This window comes from Pseudoduganella flava (assembly GCF_007830495.1).
GTDB lineage: Bacteria > Pseudomonadota > Gammaproteobacteria > Burkholderiales > Burkholderiaceae_D > Rugamonas > Rugamonas flava.
In genome coordinates, this window is sequence record NZ_VLKW01000012.1 from 149,336 (window position 1) to 165,754 (window position 16,419).

General features: G+C 67.6%; 15 protein-coding genes and 1 tRNA gene. 14 read left to right on the top strand and 2 right to left on the bottom strand.

Annotated features, from left to right (window positions below; translation table 11 throughout):
* Position 1 precedes the first annotated feature (1 nt).
* Positions 2 to 364, bottom strand: a complete 363-nt coding sequence (locus IP92_RS25200; protein ID WP_145880492.1) for a hypothetical protein — start codon at positions 362 to 364, stop codon at positions 2 to 4.
* Between the two features lie 216 nt (positions 365 to 580).
* On the opposite strand from IP92_RS25200, the gene IP92_RS25205 reads away from it, so the two are divergent.
* The 12 genes from IP92_RS25205 (at position 581) to IP92_RS25260 (ending at position 14,695) form a co-directional block, all read left to right on the top strand.
* Positions 581 to 1,897 (top strand): serine hydrolase domain-containing protein, encoded by a 1,317-nt coding sequence (locus tag IP92_RS25205; RefSeq protein WP_229418964.1) that lies wholly within the window; start codon positions 581 to 583, stop codon positions 1,895 to 1,897.
* 105 nt (positions 1,898 to 2,002) lie between these two features.
* Positions 2,003 to 3,259, top strand: coding sequence for a D-amino acid dehydrogenase (locus IP92_RS25210; protein ID WP_145880494.1), 1,257 nt, complete (start codon positions 2,003 to 2,005; stop codon positions 3,257 to 3,259).
* Between the two features lie 118 nt (positions 3,260 to 3,377).
* Entirely contained in the window at positions 3,378 to 3,836 is a 459-nt protein-coding gene (locus tag IP92_RS25215; RefSeq protein WP_145880496.1) for a YchJ family protein, read from the top strand.
* A gap of 22 nt (positions 3,837 to 3,858) precedes the next feature.
* Positions 3,859 to 5,466: a carboxyl transferase domain-containing protein gene (locus IP92_RS25220; RefSeq protein WP_145880498.1), complete on the top strand. Its 1,608-nt coding sequence runs from the start codon at positions 3,859 to 3,861 to the stop codon at positions 5,464 to 5,466.
* 10 nt (positions 5,467 to 5,476) lie between these two features.
* Positions 5,477 to 6,262, top strand: coding sequence for an enoyl-CoA hydratase/isomerase family protein (locus IP92_RS25225; RefSeq protein ID WP_145880501.1), 786 nt, complete (start codon positions 5,477 to 5,479; stop codon positions 6,260 to 6,262).
* A gap of 17 nt (positions 6,263 to 6,279) precedes the next feature.
* Positions 6,280 to 7,608 (top strand): adenosylmethionine--8-amino-7-oxononanoate transaminase, encoded by a 1,329-nt coding sequence (locus IP92_RS25230; RefSeq protein ID WP_145880503.1) that lies wholly within the window; start codon positions 6,280 to 6,282, stop codon positions 7,606 to 7,608.
* Positions 7,608 to 8,825: an 8-amino-7-oxononanoate synthase gene (bioF, locus tag IP92_RS25235; RefSeq protein WP_145880704.1), complete on the top strand. Its 1,218-nt coding sequence runs from the start codon at positions 7,608 to 7,610 to the stop codon at positions 8,823 to 8,825. The genes IP92_RS25230 and bioF overlap by 1 nt, the downstream gene beginning before the upstream one ends.
* Entirely contained in the window at positions 8,815 to 9,603 is a 789-nt protein-coding gene (bioD, locus tag IP92_RS25240; protein ID WP_145880505.1) for a dethiobiotin synthase, read from the top strand. Before bioF ends, bioD begins: the two co-directional genes overlap by 11 nt.
* A 24-nt stretch (positions 9,604 to 9,627) precedes the next feature.
* Positions 9,628 to 10,668, top strand: a complete 1,041-nt coding sequence (gene bioB, locus IP92_RS25245; RefSeq protein ID WP_145880507.1) for a biotin synthase BioB — start codon at positions 9,628 to 9,630, stop codon at positions 10,666 to 10,668.
* Positions 10,669 to 10,797: 129 nt separating this feature from the next.
* On the top strand, positions 10,798 to 12,831 hold the full coding sequence (locus IP92_RS25250) for an acetyl/propionyl/methylcrotonyl-CoA carboxylase subunit alpha (protein ID WP_145880509.1): 2,034 nt from the start codon (positions 10,798 to 10,800) through the stop codon (positions 12,829 to 12,831).
* 12 nt (positions 12,832 to 12,843) lie between these two features.
* Entirely contained in the window at positions 12,844 to 13,776 is a 933-nt protein-coding gene (locus IP92_RS25255) for a 2-hydroxyacid dehydrogenase (RefSeq protein WP_145880511.1), read from the top strand.
* 10 nt (positions 13,777 to 13,786) lie between these two features.
* Positions 13,787 to 14,695 (top strand): hydroxymethylglutaryl-CoA lyase, encoded by a 909-nt coding sequence (locus IP92_RS25260; protein ID WP_145880512.1) that lies wholly within the window; start codon positions 13,787 to 13,789, stop codon positions 14,693 to 14,695.
* Between the two features lie 268 nt (positions 14,696 to 14,963).
* On the opposite strand, the gene IP92_RS25265 is transcribed toward IP92_RS25260, so the two are convergent.
* Positions 14,964 to 15,040, bottom strand: a tRNA-Pro gene (locus IP92_RS25265).
* Between the two features lie 125 nt (positions 15,041 to 15,165).
* Here IP92_RS25265 and IP92_RS25270 point away from each other — a divergent pair.
* Together IP92_RS25270 and IP92_RS25275 are read left to right on the top strand one after the other, a co-directional pair.
* Positions 15,166 to 15,786 carry a hypothetical protein gene (locus tag IP92_RS25270; protein WP_145880514.1) on the top strand — a complete coding sequence of 207 codons (621 nt, stop codon included), beginning with the start codon at positions 15,166 to 15,168 and terminating at the stop codon, positions 15,784 to 15,786.
* Positions 15,787 to 15,796: 10 nt separating this feature from the next.
* Positions 15,797 to 16,408: a glutathione S-transferase family protein gene (locus IP92_RS25275; protein WP_145880516.1), complete on the top strand. Its 612-nt coding sequence runs from the start codon at positions 15,797 to 15,799 to the stop codon at positions 16,406 to 16,408.
* Positions 16,409 to 16,419: the final 11 nt, after the last annotated feature.

The window sequence follows — 16,419 nt, forward strand, 5'->3', positions numbered from 1 at the left end:
GTCAGGCCGCCACGCGATGACGGCCCGGCGTCACGAGGCTGCTCCACAGCTTGCGATAGCCACGTGCGAGGCAGAACGACAGCCGGCACACCATCACCGCTTCCGCATTCGCCCGCAGCACCATCGTCACCGCTTCGCCGATCGCGCGCAGCCGTACGGCGCCCTGGCGCAGGCGGCTCGAAAGCGCGCTGTCGCCGCGGGGGTCGCGGAAATCGGATTTCTTCAGCACCTTGCCGCGCGCATCGATGCGCAGCAGGCGCACGACGCTGCCGTCGGCCAGCACGACGGTGTATTGGCCGGACGGATGCGCGACGGCGTCGATCAACGACCAGCCTTCGCGCGGCGTGAAGGGAAGGGGAAACAAGGTGGCAGCATGCATACAATGACGGGGTTGCGGTCAACGGATGGCCATTATGAAATTGCGCCACAGTCCGTTCTGGTCAATTTGTTCAGCAATTTGTCGGTAAATTGTCGCGTTACGCGCCGCGCCATGAAGGGCGGTTATGGCCGGCCCAATGCTTTTCATTGGCCGCCGCCGCCGGGCCGCGCCGATACTGGCCCATCACATGTCGAGGTGACAATGCGCAGTACACACAGCGCCCTGCTGGGCGCCCTCATCGCGGGCCTCATGTTCGCCCGCCCCACGCTGGCGGCAGCGCCGGCGGACCTGGACCGGTCGCTCGCCGCGATCGTTGCCGATCCGGCGCGGCCGCTCGCGAGCCTGGCGGTGCTGGCGGTGCGCGACGGCCGGATCGTCTACGAAGGACAGTTCGGCCAGGCGCGGATCGGCACCGCGAAGCCCGTCACGGCGCGCACGATGTTTCGCATCGCATCCATCTCGAAGATGATGACGACGCTCGCGCTGATGAAGCTTGTCGAGGATGGCGCCGTGCGGCTGGACGAGGACGTGGGCACCTATCTCGGCTACCCGCTGCGCAACCCGCACTTCCCGGACCGGCCGATCACATTGCGGCAGCTGCTGACGCACACGTCCTCGCTGCGCGACGATGCCGGCTATTCGTGGGGTGCCGATACGGCACTGAAGGACGTGCTCGTGCCCGGCGGTGCGCGCTATGGTACCGGCGCGATGTGGGCGCGCAACGCGGGGCCGGGCCGTTACTTCACCTACTGTAACCTGGGCTGGGGCGTGATCGGCACCGTGATGGAACGCGTGACGGGCGAGCGCTTCGACCGGCTGATGCGCCGGCTGCTGCTGGACCCGATGGGCCTGCGCGGCGGCTACAACCCGGCCGCGTTCACGGCCGACGAGGTGGCCGATACGGCAACGCTGTACCGCCGCCGCACCACCGATACGGAAGTGTGGAACCCGGCCGGGCCGTGGATCGCCCAGGTCGACGATTACGATACGAAGGCACCGGCGGCGCCGCCCGGCATCGAGGGCGACGTGCCCGGCACGAACGGCACGCTGTTCAGCCCCACGGGCGGGCTGCGGATCTCGGCGCATGACCTGGGCAAGGTGATGCTGATGCTGATCGGTGGCGGCATCCACGAAGGCCGGCGCATCCTGCGGCCGGAGACGATCGCGCTGATGTTTGAAGAGCACTGGCGCTACGCGGCCAAGGACGGGCAGCCGAACGGCGATACGCTGCACGGCCTGTATCACAGCTGGGGGCTGGGGGCGCAGCGCTTCCCGGATGTCGATGGCGCCGGCAACCGGCTTGTCGAGGGCGGCCATTTCACCGCCGTCGGGCATCTCGGCGAAGCATATGGACTGGTAGGCACGTTCGCCGTCGACCTGGCGCACCGGAACGGCATCGTCTCGCTGATCGGCGGCTTCGGCACCGATCCGGAGCGCGACCCGGGCCGCTACTCGGCACACACGCGGGCCGAGGAAGCGATCCTGACGACGCTGTACCGGGGCGCCGTCGCGCCATGACCGCCGGTTATGGCCGCCGCATCCTCTTTCATTGGCGGGGCGCGGGGCCCGGCGCGTAAGCTCTCCCCTCGGCCTGGATGGCCCGGAATAGGTGGATGAGGCGGTATGCGGCAGACAGAACACGAGGTGGTCGTCATCGGCGGCGGGGTCGTCGGGCTCACGTCCGCCTGGTGGCTGCTCGAAGCGGGCTTCCGGGTCACGCTGGTCGAGCGGGCGCCCGAGGTGGGCAGCGGCGCCAGTTATCGGAATGGCGGCCAGCTCTCATATCGGTATGTATCGCCGCTGGCCGATGCCGGCGTGCCGTGGAAGGCTTTGCAATGGCTGTTCCAGGATGCCGGGCCGCTGCGCTTCAAGCCGGAGGCGGACTTGCGCCAGTGGCGCTGGCTCGCGCGCTTTATCGCCAACTGCAACGCGGCCAGCAACCGCCGCACCACGGCCAAGCTGCTGGAGCTGGGTGAGCACAGCCGCCGCATGATGGCGCAGCTGGAAAGCACGGTGCCGCTGGCGCAGTTCGGCTGGCGCGACGCGGGCAAGCTGGTCGTCTACCGTTCGCGCGCGTTGTTCGACGCGGCCGTCGCCAAGCCCGATCCGGACAACACCCGCCAGGTACTGAGCGGCGCCGAGGCGGCCGCGCTGGAACCGGCGCTGGCGCACGTGGCACCGCGGCTGGCCGGCGGCATCTTCAACAGCGGCGAAGCGGTGGCCGACTGCCATGCGTTCTGCGTGGCGCTCGAGCAGCGGCTGCGCGAGCATCCCCGTTTCGACGGCATCGTCCACGCCAATGCGCAAAGCCTGTTCGCGGAAAACGGCAGGATCACGGCTGTCGAGACAGACAACGGCTGGGTCACGGGCCAGCAGTTCGTGCTGGCGGCCGGCATCCAGAGCCGCGGCCTGGCCGCCACGGCCAACATCGACCTGCCGCTGTACCCGCTGAAGGGCTACAGCCTGACGGCACCGATCGGCCCGGAGCACACGGCGCCGGAGATCAGCGTCACCGACTTCGAGCGCAAGACGCTGTACGCGCGCATCGGCGAGCGGCTGCGCATCGCCGCGATGGTCGACATGGTGGGCGAGGACACGTCGCTCGACCCGCGCCGGATCGACGCCCTGACGCGGCTGGTGCGCGACACGATGCCGCGGGCGGCCGACTACACCCGCAGCGAAGCATGGGCCGGCCTGCGCCCCGCCACGCCGAACAGCGCCCCGCTGCTGGGCCCCACCCGGCACGGCAACCTGTGGCTGAACGTGGGCCACGGCCCGCTCGGCTTCACGTTCGCCTGCGGCACCGCGGCGCTGCTGGCCGACCTGATGACAGGCCGCGCCACCCCGTTCGCCCTCGACTTCCTCGCCTGGCGCAGCTGAAATATTTCCCAAAACCGCGGTCAGACCCTGTTTTTTGGACATTGATTGCAATGTTTGCAACAACGGCGTGCCGGCGCGTTATGGCGGATAATGTCGCCTTTTCATTGTCCGAGCTGCCATGTCCAAGACGAAGACGACGGCCGGGTGTCCGTGCGGCGGGCCGTCGCTGGCCGCTTGCTGCGGTCCCTATCTCGACGGTTATCGCGACGGCACCGCGCTGCCGCCCACGGCCGAGGCGCTGATGCGCTCGCGCTACACGGCCTATACGCTGAAAAACGAGCCCTACCTGCTGGCCACGTGGCATCCCAGCACCCGGCCCACCGAGCGCATCATCGATCCCGATGAGTCGTTGCAGTGGCTGGGACTTGAGGTAAAATCGACTTTACGTTTACGTCAACGTAAAGTAGACCAGGCGGCCGACGCCGACCAGGATTACGTCGAATTCGTCGCCCGCTTCCGCGTCGGTGGCAAGGGCCAGCGGCTGCACGAGGTCAGCCGCTTCCTGCGCGAACCCGACCCGAGCTTGGGCGGCACGCCACGCTGGTTCTACGTCGACGGAGATTTTCCGACCAAATAACGATGGGAATAAAGGGGACCGCATGCCGCACATCGACAGCAAACTCAATCCGCGCAGCGAAGACTTCCGCGCCAACGCGGCCGCCATGCAGGCGCTCGTGGACGACCTGCGCGCCCGCGTCGCCAAGATCGCCGAGGGCGGCGGCGAGGCGGCCAGCGCGAAGCACGTCGCGCGCGGCAAGCTGCTGCCGCGCGACCGCGTGCGCATGCTGCTCGATCCCGGCACGCCGTTCCTCGAATTCTCCCAGCTGGCCGCCTACGAGATGTACGACGATGCGGCGCCGTCGGCCGGCATCATCACGGGCATCGGCCGCGTGGCGGGCCAGGAATGCGTCATCGTGTGTAACGACGCCACCGTGAAGGGCGGCACCTACTACCCGATGACGGTGAAAAAACACCTGCGCGCGCAGGAGATCGCGGAGCAGAACAACCTGCCGTGCATCTACCTCGTCGATTCGGGCGGCGCCAACCTGCCGAACCAGGACGAGGTGTTCCCGGACCGCGACCACTTCGGCCGCATCTTCTACAATCAGGCCAATTTGTCGGCCAAGGGCATTCCGCAGATCGCCGTCGTGATGGGTTCCTGCACGGCGGGCGGCGCCTACGTGCCGGCGATGAGCGACGAGTCGATCATCGTCAAGGAGCAGGGCACGATCTTCCTGGGCGGCCCGCCGCTCGTGAAGGCGGCCACCGGCGAGGAAGTGTCGGCCGAGGACCTGGGCGGCGGCGACGTGCACACGCGCCTCTCAGGCGTCGCGGACCACCTGGCGCAGAACGATACCCATGCGCTGGCACTGGCCCGCAACATCGTGTCGCACCTGAACCGCCAGAAGCCCGCGCAGGCGCCCGTCAAGGCGGTCATCGAGCCGAAGTACCCGGCCGAGGAACTGTACGGCGTGATCCCCGTCGATACGAGGAAGCCATTCGACATCCGCGAAGTGATCGCCCGCATCGTCGACGGCAGCGAGTTCGATGAGTTCAAGGCCCGCTACGGCACCACGCTCGTCTGCGGCTTCGCGCACATCCACGGCATGCAGGTGGGGATCATCGCCAACAACGGCATCCTGTTCTCCGAGTCCGCACTGAAGGGCACGCACTTCATCGAACTGTGCTGCCAGCGCAAGATCCCGCTGGTCTTCCTGCAGAACATCACCGGCTTCATGGTCGGCCGCAAGTACGAGAACGAAGGCATCGCCCGCAACGGCGCGAAGATGGTCACCGCCGTGGCCACCGCCGCGGTGCCGAAATTCACGGTGATCATCGGCGGCAGCTTCGGTGCCGGCAACTACGGCATGTGCGGCCGCGCGTATTCGCCGCGCTTCCTGTGGATGTGGCCCAATGCGCGCATTTCCGTGATGGGCGGCGAGCAGGCCGCGTCCGTGCTGGCCACCGTCAAGCGCGACGGCATCGAAGGCAAGGGCGGCCAGTGGTCGCAGGATGAGGAAGCCGCGTTCAAGCAGCCGATCCGCGAGCAGTACGAACGGCAGGGCCACCCGTACTACGCGAGCGCGCGCCTGTGGGACGACGGCATCATCGACCCGGCCGACACGCGCATGGTGCTGGGGCTGGGCCTGTCGGCAGCGCTGAACGCCCCGATCGCCGACACGAAGTTCGGCGTCTTCCGGATGTAAGGAGTCCACGATGAATTACGACACCCTCACCATCGATACCGCCGGCGCCATCGCCACCGTCACGCTGAACCGCCCCGACGTGCGCAACGCGTTCAACGAGCAGTCGATCGCCGAGCTTACGGCGGCGTTCACGGCGCTGGGCACCGTCGACGGCGTGCGCGCGATCGTGCTGGCCGCGAACGGCGCCTCGTTCTGCGCCGGCGCGGATCTGAACTGGATGAAGAAGATGGCGCACTACTCGGAAGAGGAGAACCGCGCCGACGCGATGCAGCTGGCGAACATGCTGCGCACGATCTACACGTGCCCGAAGCCCGTCGTCGCCAAGGTGCACGGCGATTGCTATGCGGGCGGCATGGGCCTGGTGGCCGCCTGCGACATCGCGGTGGCCGCCGAAGATGTCCATTTCTGTCTCAGCGAGGTGAAGCTTGGCCTGATTCCGGCTACCATCTCGCCTTACGTCGTGAAAGCGATGGGCGAGAACGCCGCGCGGCGCTACTTCCTCACCGCCGAACGTTTCAATGCCAGGGAAGCGCACCGCATCGGCTTCGTGCACGAGGTGGCGACCGTGTCGTCGCTGGACGGTCAGGTCGAGACCATGGCCAACGCGTTGGCCGCGAACAGCCCGAACGCCGTGCGCGAAGCGAAGGTGCTGGTGCGCCAGATCGCCGCGCAACCGGTCACGGATGCGCTGGTGGCCGATACCGCCCACCGCATCGCGCTGATCCGCGCCTCGGATGAAGGACGCGAGGGCGTCGCGTCGTTCCTCGAGAAGCGCAAGCCTTCCTGGCTGACCTAGTTTTTGGAGTACCAGTTTTGACGAATCAAACCAGCGATTGGGTGACACGCAGCCTGCAAAGCGTGTGGCACCCATGCACGCAGATGCAGCACCACGAGACAGTTCCCCTGATCCCGGTCAGCCACGGCCGCGGCGCGTGGCTGTACGACCATGACGGCCGGCGCTACCTGGACGCGATCAGCTCGTGGTGGGTCAACCTGTTCGGCCACGCCAACCCGCGCATCAACGCGGCGCTGCGCGAACAACTGGACACGCTGGAACATGCGATGCTGGCCGGCTTCACGCACGAGCCGGTGATCCGGCTGTCCGAACGCCTTGCCGCATTGACGGGCCGTGCGCTGGGCCATGCGTTCTATGCGTCCGACGGCGCCTCGGCCGTCGAGATCGCGCTGAAGATGAGCTTTCACAGCTGGCGCAACGCCGGCCGCACCGACAAGCAGGAATTCGTCTGCCTGCAGGGCAGCTACCACGGCGAGACGATCGGCGCGCTGGCCGTCACGGACGTGGCGCTGTTCAAGGACGCCTACGGCCCGCTGCTGCGCGCAACGCAGACGGTGATGTCGCCCGATGCGCGCCAGGCCCGCGATGGCGAAACGGCGCAGGACGTGGCGCGCCGCGCCGCACTGGAGGTGCAGCGGCTGTTCGAACAGAAGGCGGACAAGATCGCCGCCATCATCATCGAGCCGCTGGTGCAGTGCGCCGCCGGCATGGCGATGCACGATCCGCTGTACCTGCAGCTCGTGCGCGAGCTGTGCGACCGGCACGGCGTGCACCTGATCCTCGACGAGATCGCCGTCGGCTGCGGCCGCACCGGCACGTTCTTCGCGTGCGAGCAGGCCGGCATCTGGCCGGACTTCGTCACGCTGTCGAAAGGGATCAGCGGCGGGTACCTGCCGCTGTCGCTGGTGCTGACGACGAACACCGTGTACGAAGGGTTCTACAGCGCCGACGTGACGCGCGGCTTCCTGCACTCGCACTCGTACACGGGCAACCCGCTGGCCTGCCGCGCGGCGCTGGCCACGCTCGACATCTTCACGGAAGACCACGTGCTGGAAGCGAACCGCGCGCGCGCCGCAAAGCTGAGCAGCGCGCTGGCACCGCTGGCCGACCACCCGCGCGTACGCAACCTGCGCAACCGCGGCATGATCTGGGCCTTCGATGCGCAAGGTGTCGACAACACGTTCTCGCGCCGCTTCTTCGCCAACGCAACGAAGAACGAACTGCTGCTGCGGCCGATCGGCAATACCGTGTACCTGATGCCGCCGTACATCCTCTCGGACGAGGAAATCGACGGCCTGGCCACGCGCACCGCGGCCGTGTTCGAACAGACGCTGGCGGAGGCATGATGCAGTTGCTGGACAAACTGGCTGCGCAGCTGGAGGAACGCCGGCAGCAAGGCCTGATCCGCACGCGCCGCACCGTCGAGTCGCCATGCGGCCCGCACCTGACCGTCGACGGCCGCGACATCCTCGCCTTCTGCAGCAACGACTACCTGGGCCTGGCCGCGCATCCGGCCATCGTCGACGCGCTGCGTGAGGGTGCCGCGCGGTACGGCGCCGGCAGTGGCGCGGCGCACCTGATCAGTGGCCACAGCCGCGCGCACGCGCAACTGGAAGAGCGGCTGGCCGAATTCGCCGGCCCGTACCTGGTCGAGTCTCGTGCGCTGTACTTCTGCACGGGCTACATGGCCAATCTCGCCGTCGTCACGGGCCTCGCTGCCGGCGACAAGGACACGGAAATCTTCAGCGAGTCGCTGAACCACGCGTCGCTGATCGATGGCGCCCGCCTGTCCCGCACGGCGCTGAAGGTCTACCCGCATGCGGACGTGGAAGCGCTCGATGAACTGCTGGGCACCAGCACGGCGGCCAACAAGATCGTCGTCACGGATGCGGTGTTCTCGATGGACGGCGACCTGGCGCCGCTGCCGGAACTGCTGGCGTTGTGCGAGAAGCACGGCGCCTGGCTCATCGTCGACGATGCGCACGGCTTCGGTACGCTGGGGGAACACGGCCGCGGCGCGCTGGAGCACTACAACCTGCGTTCGCCCTACATCGTGTATGTCGGCACGCTGGGCAAGGCGGCCGGTGTCGGCGGAGCGTTCGTCGCGGCCCATGCGACCGTCATCGAAACGCTGATCCAGCGCGCCCGCCCGTACATCTTCACGACGGCCGCGCCGCCGGCGCTGGCCCATGCGCTGCTGGCCAGCCTGGACATCATCGCCGGGCCGGAAGGGCGCGAGCGCCGCTTGCACCTGTCCCGTTTGGTGGCAAAATGGCACGATGGCCTGCGGCTTTCCGGCTGGACGGCGCTGCCGTCGCACACCGCGATCCAGCCCGTCGTCATCGGCGCCAACGAGCCGACGATGCGTGCCGCCGCCGCGCTGTACGGGCAGGGCATCTGGGTCGGCGCCATCCGCCCGCCGACCGTCCCTGCGGGCACGGCGCGGCTGCGCGTTACGCTGTCGGCTGCGCACAGCGAGGGCGACGTCGAGCGCCTGGTGCGGGCCGTGAACGCGCTGAATGTGCAAATGAATGCCGAGGAAAGGACTACAGATGGCACTTGAAGACCCGGTCATCGCGCCCGTCGTGGAGCTCGAACAGGAACTGGCCACCGCCCCGGCAGCCACGCCGGCCGGCATCCCGCCCCGCTTCGCCTGTTTCGTGACGGGCACCGATACGGAAATCGGCAAGACCCTGATCTCGTCGGCGATGCTGCATGCGCTGGTGCAGCAGGGTGTGAAGGCATGCGGAATGAAGCCGATCGCCGCCGGCGCCGTCCTGCGCGACGGCCGCCTGCACAACGACGACTGCGACCAGCTGGAAGCGGCCGGGAACGCGCACCTGCCGCAATCGCTGACGACGCCGTTCCTGCTGAAGGAGCCGGCCGCGCCGCACATCGCCGCCGCGCTGGAAGGCGTGACGATCGATCCGGTGCCGATCCTGGCCGCCTATCTCGACATCGTGGCCGCCAGCGATGCGACCGTCGTCGAAGGCGTCGGCGGCTTCCGCGTGCCGCTCACGGACAACTACGACACGGCCGACCTGGCCGAACAGCTGGACCTGCCCGTCGTGCTGGTCGTCGGCATGCGCCTGGGCTGCATCAACCACGCGCTGCTGACGGTCGAGGCGATCAAGGCGCGCGGCCTGAAGCTCGCCGGCTGGGTGGCCAACGCGCTCGAACTTGAAATGGCGTTCTCGGACGATAACATCGCCGCGCTGGCCGCCCGCATTCCGGCGCCGCTGCTGGGCCGCGTGCCGCGCCTGGCGGACCCCAGCGCGGCCGCCGCCGCCGAATACCTGGATTTCACGGGCCTGCCGAACTGGCCGGTCCGCCGCAAGTAACTCTATGTTTTAAGGAAGAACACGATGTCCCTGCATGAACCGAAAACCGTCGCCCTGCACCGCCCGACCGCGGCCATCACGCTGCCCGAGTCGGCCACGTGGCCGCGCGAGGAAGTGCTGGCCCTGTTCGAACTGCCGTTCAACGAACTGATGTTCCGCGCCCAGGAGGCGCACCGCGCCAACTTCCCGGACGGCGACGTGGAACTGGCCACGCTGCTGTCGATCAAGACGGGCGGTTGCGAAGAGGATTGCGGCTACTGCCCGCAGGCGGCGCGCTACGACACGGGTGTCGAAGCCAAGAAGATCCTCGACACGGACACGGTGCTGGAAGCCGCGAAACAAGCCAAGGAAAACGGCGCGACCCGCTTCTGCATGGGCGCGGCATGGCGCAGCCCGAAGGACCGCGACATGGAAAAGGTCGAGACGATGGTGCGCGAAGTGAAGGCGCTCGGTCTTGAAACCTGCGCGACGCTGGGCATGCTGGAAGCGGATCAGGCCGAGCGCCTGAAGGCCGCCGGCCTCGATTACTACAACCACAACCTGGACACGGCGCCGGAGTTCTACGACAACGTGATCTCGACGCGCCAATACCAGGACCGCCTGGACACGCTGGGCCACGTGCGCAACGCCGGCCTGAAGGTGTGCTGCGGCGGCATCGTGGGCATGGGCGAGACGCGCGAGCAGCGCGCCGGCCTGATTGCCCAGCTGGCGAACCTGAACCCGTATCCGGAATCGGTGCCGATCAACCACTTGGTGCAGGTGGAAGGCACGCCGCTGCACGGCCTGCCGCCGCTGGACCCGCTGGAATTCGTGCGCACGATCGCCGTGGCCCGCATCACGATGCCGAAGGCGCGCGTGCGCCTGTCGGCCGGCCGGCGCGAGCTGGGCGAGGCGGTGCAGGCGATGTGCTTCCTGGCCGGCGCCAACTCGATCTTCTATGGCGACAAGCTGCTGACCACCGACAACCCCGAAGCGAACGACGACCGCGCGCTGCTGGCCAAGCTGGGCTTGCAGACGCGGGCCGCGACGCTGGACTCGGTGCAGAAGGAAGCTTGCGGCTGCTGAGATAGACCTGCAATTCAATTGCCAGCGTTCCGTCAGAGGACGCAGCACCCCAAGTGCAAAACCTGGGGTCAGACCCGGCGGGTCTGCCCCCGGCATCTGCCTCGGGTTTACTCGACTACAGGGAGACATATGTTCAAGAAAATCCTGATCGCCAACCGCGGCGAGATCGCCTGCCGCGTCGCCGCCACGGCCCGCAAGATGGGCATTCGCACGGTGGCTGTGTATTCGGAAGCGGATGCGAACGCGAAGCACGTGGCCGTGTGCGACGAGGCGATCCTGCTCGGCCCCGCACCGGCCAAGGAAAGCTATCTGTGCGGCGACAAGATCATCGCCATCGCGCTGGCCACCGGCGCGGAAGCGATTCATCCCGGCTATGGCTTCCTGTCGGAGAACGCGGAGTTTGCCGACAGCTGTGCCGAGGCAGGCCTGGTGTTCATCGGCCCGCCGGCCAGCGCGATGCGGGCGATGGGCTCGAAGTCGGCCGCGAAGGCGCTGATGGAAAAAGCCGGCGTGCCGCTGGTGCCCGGCTACCACGGCGACGAACAGGATGCCGAGTTCCTGCAACGGCAGGCCGACCGCATCGGCTACCCGGTGCTGCTGAAGGCCTCGGCCGGCGGGGGCGGCAAGGGCATGCGCGTCGTCGCGGATGCCAAGGATTTCAAGGACGCGCTGGCGTCGTGCAAGCGCGAGGCGATCAGCTCGTTCGGCGACGACAAGGTACTCGCTGAAAAATACCTGCAACGGCCGCGCCACATCGAAATCCAGGTGTTCGCCGACACGCACGGCAACTGCATCCACCTGTTCGAGCGCGATTGCTCGGTGCAGCGCCGGCACCAGAAGGTGCTGGAGGAAGCGCCGGCGCCCGGCATGACGGCGGAACGCCGTGCCGCCATGGGCGAGGCCGCGGTGGCGGCGGCGCAAGCCGTCGGTTATGTCGGTGCGGGCACCGTCGAATTCATCGCCAACCAGGATGGCACGTTCTACTTCATGGAGATGAACACGCGGCTGCAGGTCGAACACCCGGTGACAGAGATGATCACGGGCCTCGATCTCGTCGAATGGCAGTTGCGCGTGGCGGCCGGCGAACCGCTGCCGAAGCAGCAGGGCGAATTGAAGATCCGCGGCCATGCGCTGGAAGCCCGTATCTACGCGGAGAACCCGGACAAGGGCTTCCTGCCGTCGATCGGCACGCTGCGCCACCTGGAGACGCCGGAAGCGGTGCAGTTCGAAGTCGGCGCCGGTGCGGGCGAGCCGGCCGCTGTGCGGGTCGACTCGGGCGTGCGCCCGGGCGATGCGATCTCGCCGTTCTACGACCCGATGATCGCCAAGCTGATCGTGTGGGGCGCGGACCGCAAGCAGGCATTGGCGCGCATGGCGCAGGCGCTGGCGCGCTACCAGATCGTGGGCCTGGCGGCGAACGTGGCGTTCCTGAAGCGCGTCGTTGAAAGCGACGCGTTCGCGCATGCCGACCTGGATACCGGCTTGATCGAGCGGAACCAGGAAACGCTGTTCCCGCCCGCGCGTTCGGTGCCCGTATCCGCGCTGGCACTGGCCGCGGTGGCGCTGATCGAAGAGGACAAGGACACGGCCGCGGCGCAATCGCAGGGCAATGCCGGCGATCCGTGGGGCCAGGCGCTGGGCTGGCGCCTGAATGCCCGCTATGCGCGTACGCTGGCCTTCCACGACGAGCAGGGCAAGGACTATGCGCCCGTGCTGACTTACCTGCCGCATGGCTGGCAGCTGGACATCCGCGGCATCGACGTCGACGTGGCGCTGCTGTCGCGTACCGGCACGGACCTGTCGATCCGCCTCGGCGACGCTTCCGTACACGGCACCGTGCGGCGCGACGGCGCCACGTTCCACGTCTTCACGGGCGGCCATCATCACGTGCTGCATTACGACGACCCGATGGCCCATGCCGGCGAAAGCGACAGCGAGGGTGGGCGGCTGACGGCACCAATGCCGGGCAAGGTCGTCGCCGTGCTGGCAGCGCAGGGGCAGGACGTCAAGAAGGGCGAACCGCTCGTCATCATGGAAGCGATGAAGATGGAGCACACCATCGCCGCGCCGCACGACGGCACGGTGGACGAGATCCTGTACGCGGTCGGCGACCAGGTGGCGGACGGCGCGCCGCTGCTGGCCTTCCGCGCCGCCGCAGCGTAAGGAGGAGGCGCCATGCGCATCCTGCTGTATCGGGGCGACGGCAATACGGGCCCCTGGGCCGACGACTTCCAGCGCCAGCTGCCGGGCGTGCAATGCGTGGCGTGGACGGAAGGTGCCAAGCTGGCGCCGTGCGACTACGCCGTGGTGTGGGCGCCGCCGAAAGCGATGCTGCGCGAGCTGGCCGAGGTGAAGGCGGTGTTCCTGATGGGCGCCGGCGCTGACGCGATCCTGAAGCACGCCACGGCGCTGCCGGCACACGTGCCGATCGTCCGGCTGGGCGACGCGGGCATGGGCGTGCAGATGGGCGAGTACGTGGCCCATGCGGTGCTGCGCTACTTCCGCCGTTTCGACCAGTACGAGGACCAGGCCGCGGTGGGCGAGTGGCGCCCGCTCGAGCCGCACGACCGCGCGTCGTTCACCGTCGGCGTGATGGGTGCCGGCGTGCTGGGGCGGCGCGTGCTGGACTGCCTGCGGCCGTTCGGCTTTCCGCTGCAGGCCTGGTCCCGCACGGAGAAGCACATCGACGGGGTGCGCTGCCATGCCGGCGAGGCGGGCCTGGATGACTTCCTGCGCAGCACGCGCGTGCTCGTGTGCATGCTGCCGCTGACGGACGAGACGTCGAACATCCTGAACCGCGCCAACATGGGCAAGCTGCCGCAAGGGGCGTATCTGATCAACGTGGCGCGCGGCGCGCACGTGTCGGAGCCGGACCTGCTGGCATACATCAAGTCCGGCCACATCGCCGGCGCGACGCTGGACGTGTTCCGCAACGAACCGCTGCCGCTGCAGCATCCGTTCTGGCAGGAGCCGCGCATCACGATCACGCCGCACATCGCGGCACTGACCTTGCGCGAGGAAAGCGTGCGCCAGATCGCCGGCAAGATCGGCCAGCTGGAGCGGGGCGAGGCGATCGCCGACGTCATCGACCGAGAATTGGGATATTGAGGATAGCGAGATGAACCTGCCGAAAAAAGTAAAGATCGTCGAAGTGGGCCCGCGCGACGGCCTGCAGAACGAGAAGGAAAACGTGCCGGCCGACGTGAAGATCGAACTGGTGAACCGCCTCACGGCCGCGGGCTTCCCGAACATCGAGGCGGCATCGTTCGTGTCGCCGAAATGGGTGCCGCAGATGGCCACCGGCCGCGAAGTGATGGAAGGGATTGCGCGCAAGCCGGGCGTGATCTACTCGGCTCTGACGCCGAACATGCAAGGCTTCGAGGCCGCGCTGGCGGCGAAGGCGGATGAGGTGGTGATCTTCGGCGCCGCATCGGAAGCGTTCTCGCAGCGGAACATCAACTGCTCGATCGCCGAATCGATCGCCCGTTTCGAGCCCGTCGCGAAAGCCGCGAAGGACCACGGCCTGCGGCTGCGCGCCAGCGTCAGCACGGCGTTCGGCTGCCCGTACCAGGGCGAGGTGCCGCTGGCCGCCGTCGAGGACGTGGTGAAGCGGATGCGCGACCTGGGCTGCGACGAGATCGACATCGCCGACACGATCGGCGTCTCGACGCCGCTGAAAACCAAGGCCGTGATGGAAACGGCGATCCGCGCATTCCGCATCGACGGCCTGTCCGGCCACTTCCACGACACGTACGGCCAGGCGCTGGCGAACATCTACGCATCGCTGGAGCTGGGCATCACGATCTTCCACTCGTCGGTGTCGGGCCTGGGCGGCTGCCCGTACGCGAAAGGCGCCACCGGCAACGTCGCGACGGAAGACGTGATCTACCTGATGAACGGCCTGGGCATCGAAACGGGCGTGGACCTGGACGCCGTCGTCGACGCCGGCGCCTACATTTCGCAATTCCTCGGCCGCAAAGGCGCTAGCCGCGCCGGCAACGCGATCCTGGCAAAGCGCGCCGGCTGACCGCTCCGCTCACAGCCGAGCTTGTGTCCTTCTGGGGTCAGACCCCAGCGGGACACGGCCTGAGCTGTACGCGCCCAACAGCCGAGCTTGTGTCCACCATGGGGTCAACCCCGAAAACGGACACGAACTGAACTGTGCAACAGCCGGGCTTGTGTCCGATCTGGTGCCTGACCCCACGGTGGACACGGGCTCGGCCGCAGTATCCAGCAAAGCCCCGGAAAACAAAAAACCCCGCAAGCGTGAACTTGCGGGGTTTCCTGTTGAATCTTGGTCGGAGTACAAGGATTCGAACCTTGGACCCTCTGGTCCCAAACCAGATGCGCTACCGGGCTGCGCTACACTCCGAAGAGAAAGCATCATACCCGTATGCTGCGCTGCGGTCAAGGCGTGTACGGAAATAATTGGTGGCGATGTGCATAGCATTCCGGCAATGTGAGAAACTAGTCATCCCTGTTCCAGGACGACAGCCCATGCAACAGAACCTGACTTACCCCGGCGGGCCGCGCGGACGCGGCCTGGCGGTGGGCCTTGCCGTGTCGCTGCTGCTGCACATCGTGCTGCTGGCCTTCCTGCGTGCGCCATCGGCGCCAGCACCGCAACGGGACGAGCGCCGCTGGACGCAGCCGCTGTCCGTGCGCCTGCTGCCTCCGCCCCCGCCGGTGCCGCGCGTGGAGCCGGCGCCACCGCCACCGCGCCAGGAACCGCGGCGCGAACGCAGGGCGGAACGGCCCGCCGAGTCGGCAACCCGCCGCGAACAGGAAGAACGCCCGACGATGAGCGTGGTGCCGCCGCCACCGGCAGCGCCAGCGGAACCGGCCCCGTCGCCATTCGATCCGCCGCCCAAGTTCGACCCGGATGCCGCCAAGGCCACCGCTCGCGCGATCGCGGGCAACCTCGACACCCCATCATCGAACTGGGCCGCCGAAAAGCTCAACCAGGGCAAGGGATTGAAGGAAACAAAGGAGGAAAGGCTGGGCCGCAACGTCGCCAATTCGGCGCGTCCGGACTGCCGCACCGCCTACGCCGGCGCAGGCCTCTTCGCGCCTTTGATGATGTTGATGGACAAAAAAGATAGTGGCTGCAAATTCTGAAAGGACAACCATGCTGACCATCATGGGCAAGATCCCCTCGATCAACGTGCGCAAGGTGCTGTGGACTTGCCGCCTGCTGGACCTGCCGTTCGAGCTGGAGCCGTGGGGCGCCGGCTTTCGCGATCCCAACGTGCCGGAATTCCTCGCGCTCAACCCGAATGCCCAGGTGCCCGTGCTGCGCGACGGCGACACCGTGCTGTGGGAATCGAACACGATCTGCCGCTACCTCGCCCACGACACCTTCCTGCTGCCGGCCGACCGCCTGCAGCGCGCCCGCATCGAGCAATGGATGGATTGGCAAGCCACCGAGCTCAACAACGCGTGGCGCCCGGCCTTCATGGCGCTGATGCGCGGCAGCACGAAGTATGGACCGGACGAGATCGCGGCCGGCGCGCGCGACTGGAACGCCAAGATGGCGCTGCTCGATGCCCACCTCGACCGCACCGGCGCGTACGCCGCGGGCGATGCGTTCTCGCTGGCGGACGTGGTGCTCGGCGTGTCGGCCAATCGCTGGCGGATGACCCCGATCGACCATGCCGACCTGCCGGCCGTCGCTGCCTACCTGAAACGGCTGGCGCGGATGCCGGGCTATGCGGAATACTGTGGCGAGGGCACGCCGTAATAGGCTGCAGC

Coding starts and splice junctions, on each gene's coding strand:
- IP92_RS25205 (WP_229418964.1), top strand. CDS start 581: ATGCGCAGTACACACAGCGCCCTGCTGGGCGCCCTCATCGCGGGCCTC.
- IP92_RS25210 (WP_145880494.1), top strand. CDS start 2,003: ATGCGGCAGACAGAACACGAGGTGGTCGTCATCGGCGGCGGGGTCGTC.
- IP92_RS25215 (WP_145880496.1), top strand. CDS start 3,378: ATGTCCAAGACGAAGACGACGGCCGGGTGTCCGTGCGGCGGGCCGTCG.
- IP92_RS25220 (WP_145880498.1), top strand. CDS start 3,859: ATGCCGCACATCGACAGCAAACTCAATCCGCGCAGCGAAGACTTCCGC.
- IP92_RS25225 (WP_145880501.1), top strand. CDS start 5,477: ATGAATTACGACACCCTCACCATCGATACCGCCGGCGCCATCGCCACC.
- bioF (WP_145880704.1), top strand. CDS start 7,608: ATGCAGTTGCTGGACAAACTGGCTGCGCAGCTGGAGGAACGCCGGCAG.
- bioD (WP_145880505.1), top strand. CDS start 8,815: ATGGCACTTGAAGACCCGGTCATCGCGCCCGTCGTGGAGCTCGAACAG.
- bioB (WP_145880507.1), top strand. CDS start 9,628: ATGTCCCTGCATGAACCGAAAACCGTCGCCCTGCACCGCCCGACCGCG.
- IP92_RS25250 (WP_145880509.1), top strand. CDS start 10,798: ATGTTCAAGAAAATCCTGATCGCCAACCGCGGCGAGATCGCCTGCCGC.
- IP92_RS25255 (WP_145880511.1), top strand. CDS start 12,844: ATGCGCATCCTGCTGTATCGGGGCGACGGCAATACGGGCCCCTGGGCC.
- IP92_RS25260 (WP_145880512.1), top strand. CDS start 13,787: ATGAACCTGCCGAAAAAAGTAAAGATCGTCGAAGTGGGCCCGCGCGAC.
- IP92_RS25270 (WP_145880514.1), top strand. CDS start 15,166: ATGCAACAGAACCTGACTTACCCCGGCGGGCCGCGCGGACGCGGCCTG.
- IP92_RS25275 (WP_145880516.1), top strand. CDS start 15,797: ATGCTGACCATCATGGGCAAGATCCCCTCGATCAACGTGCGCAAGGTG.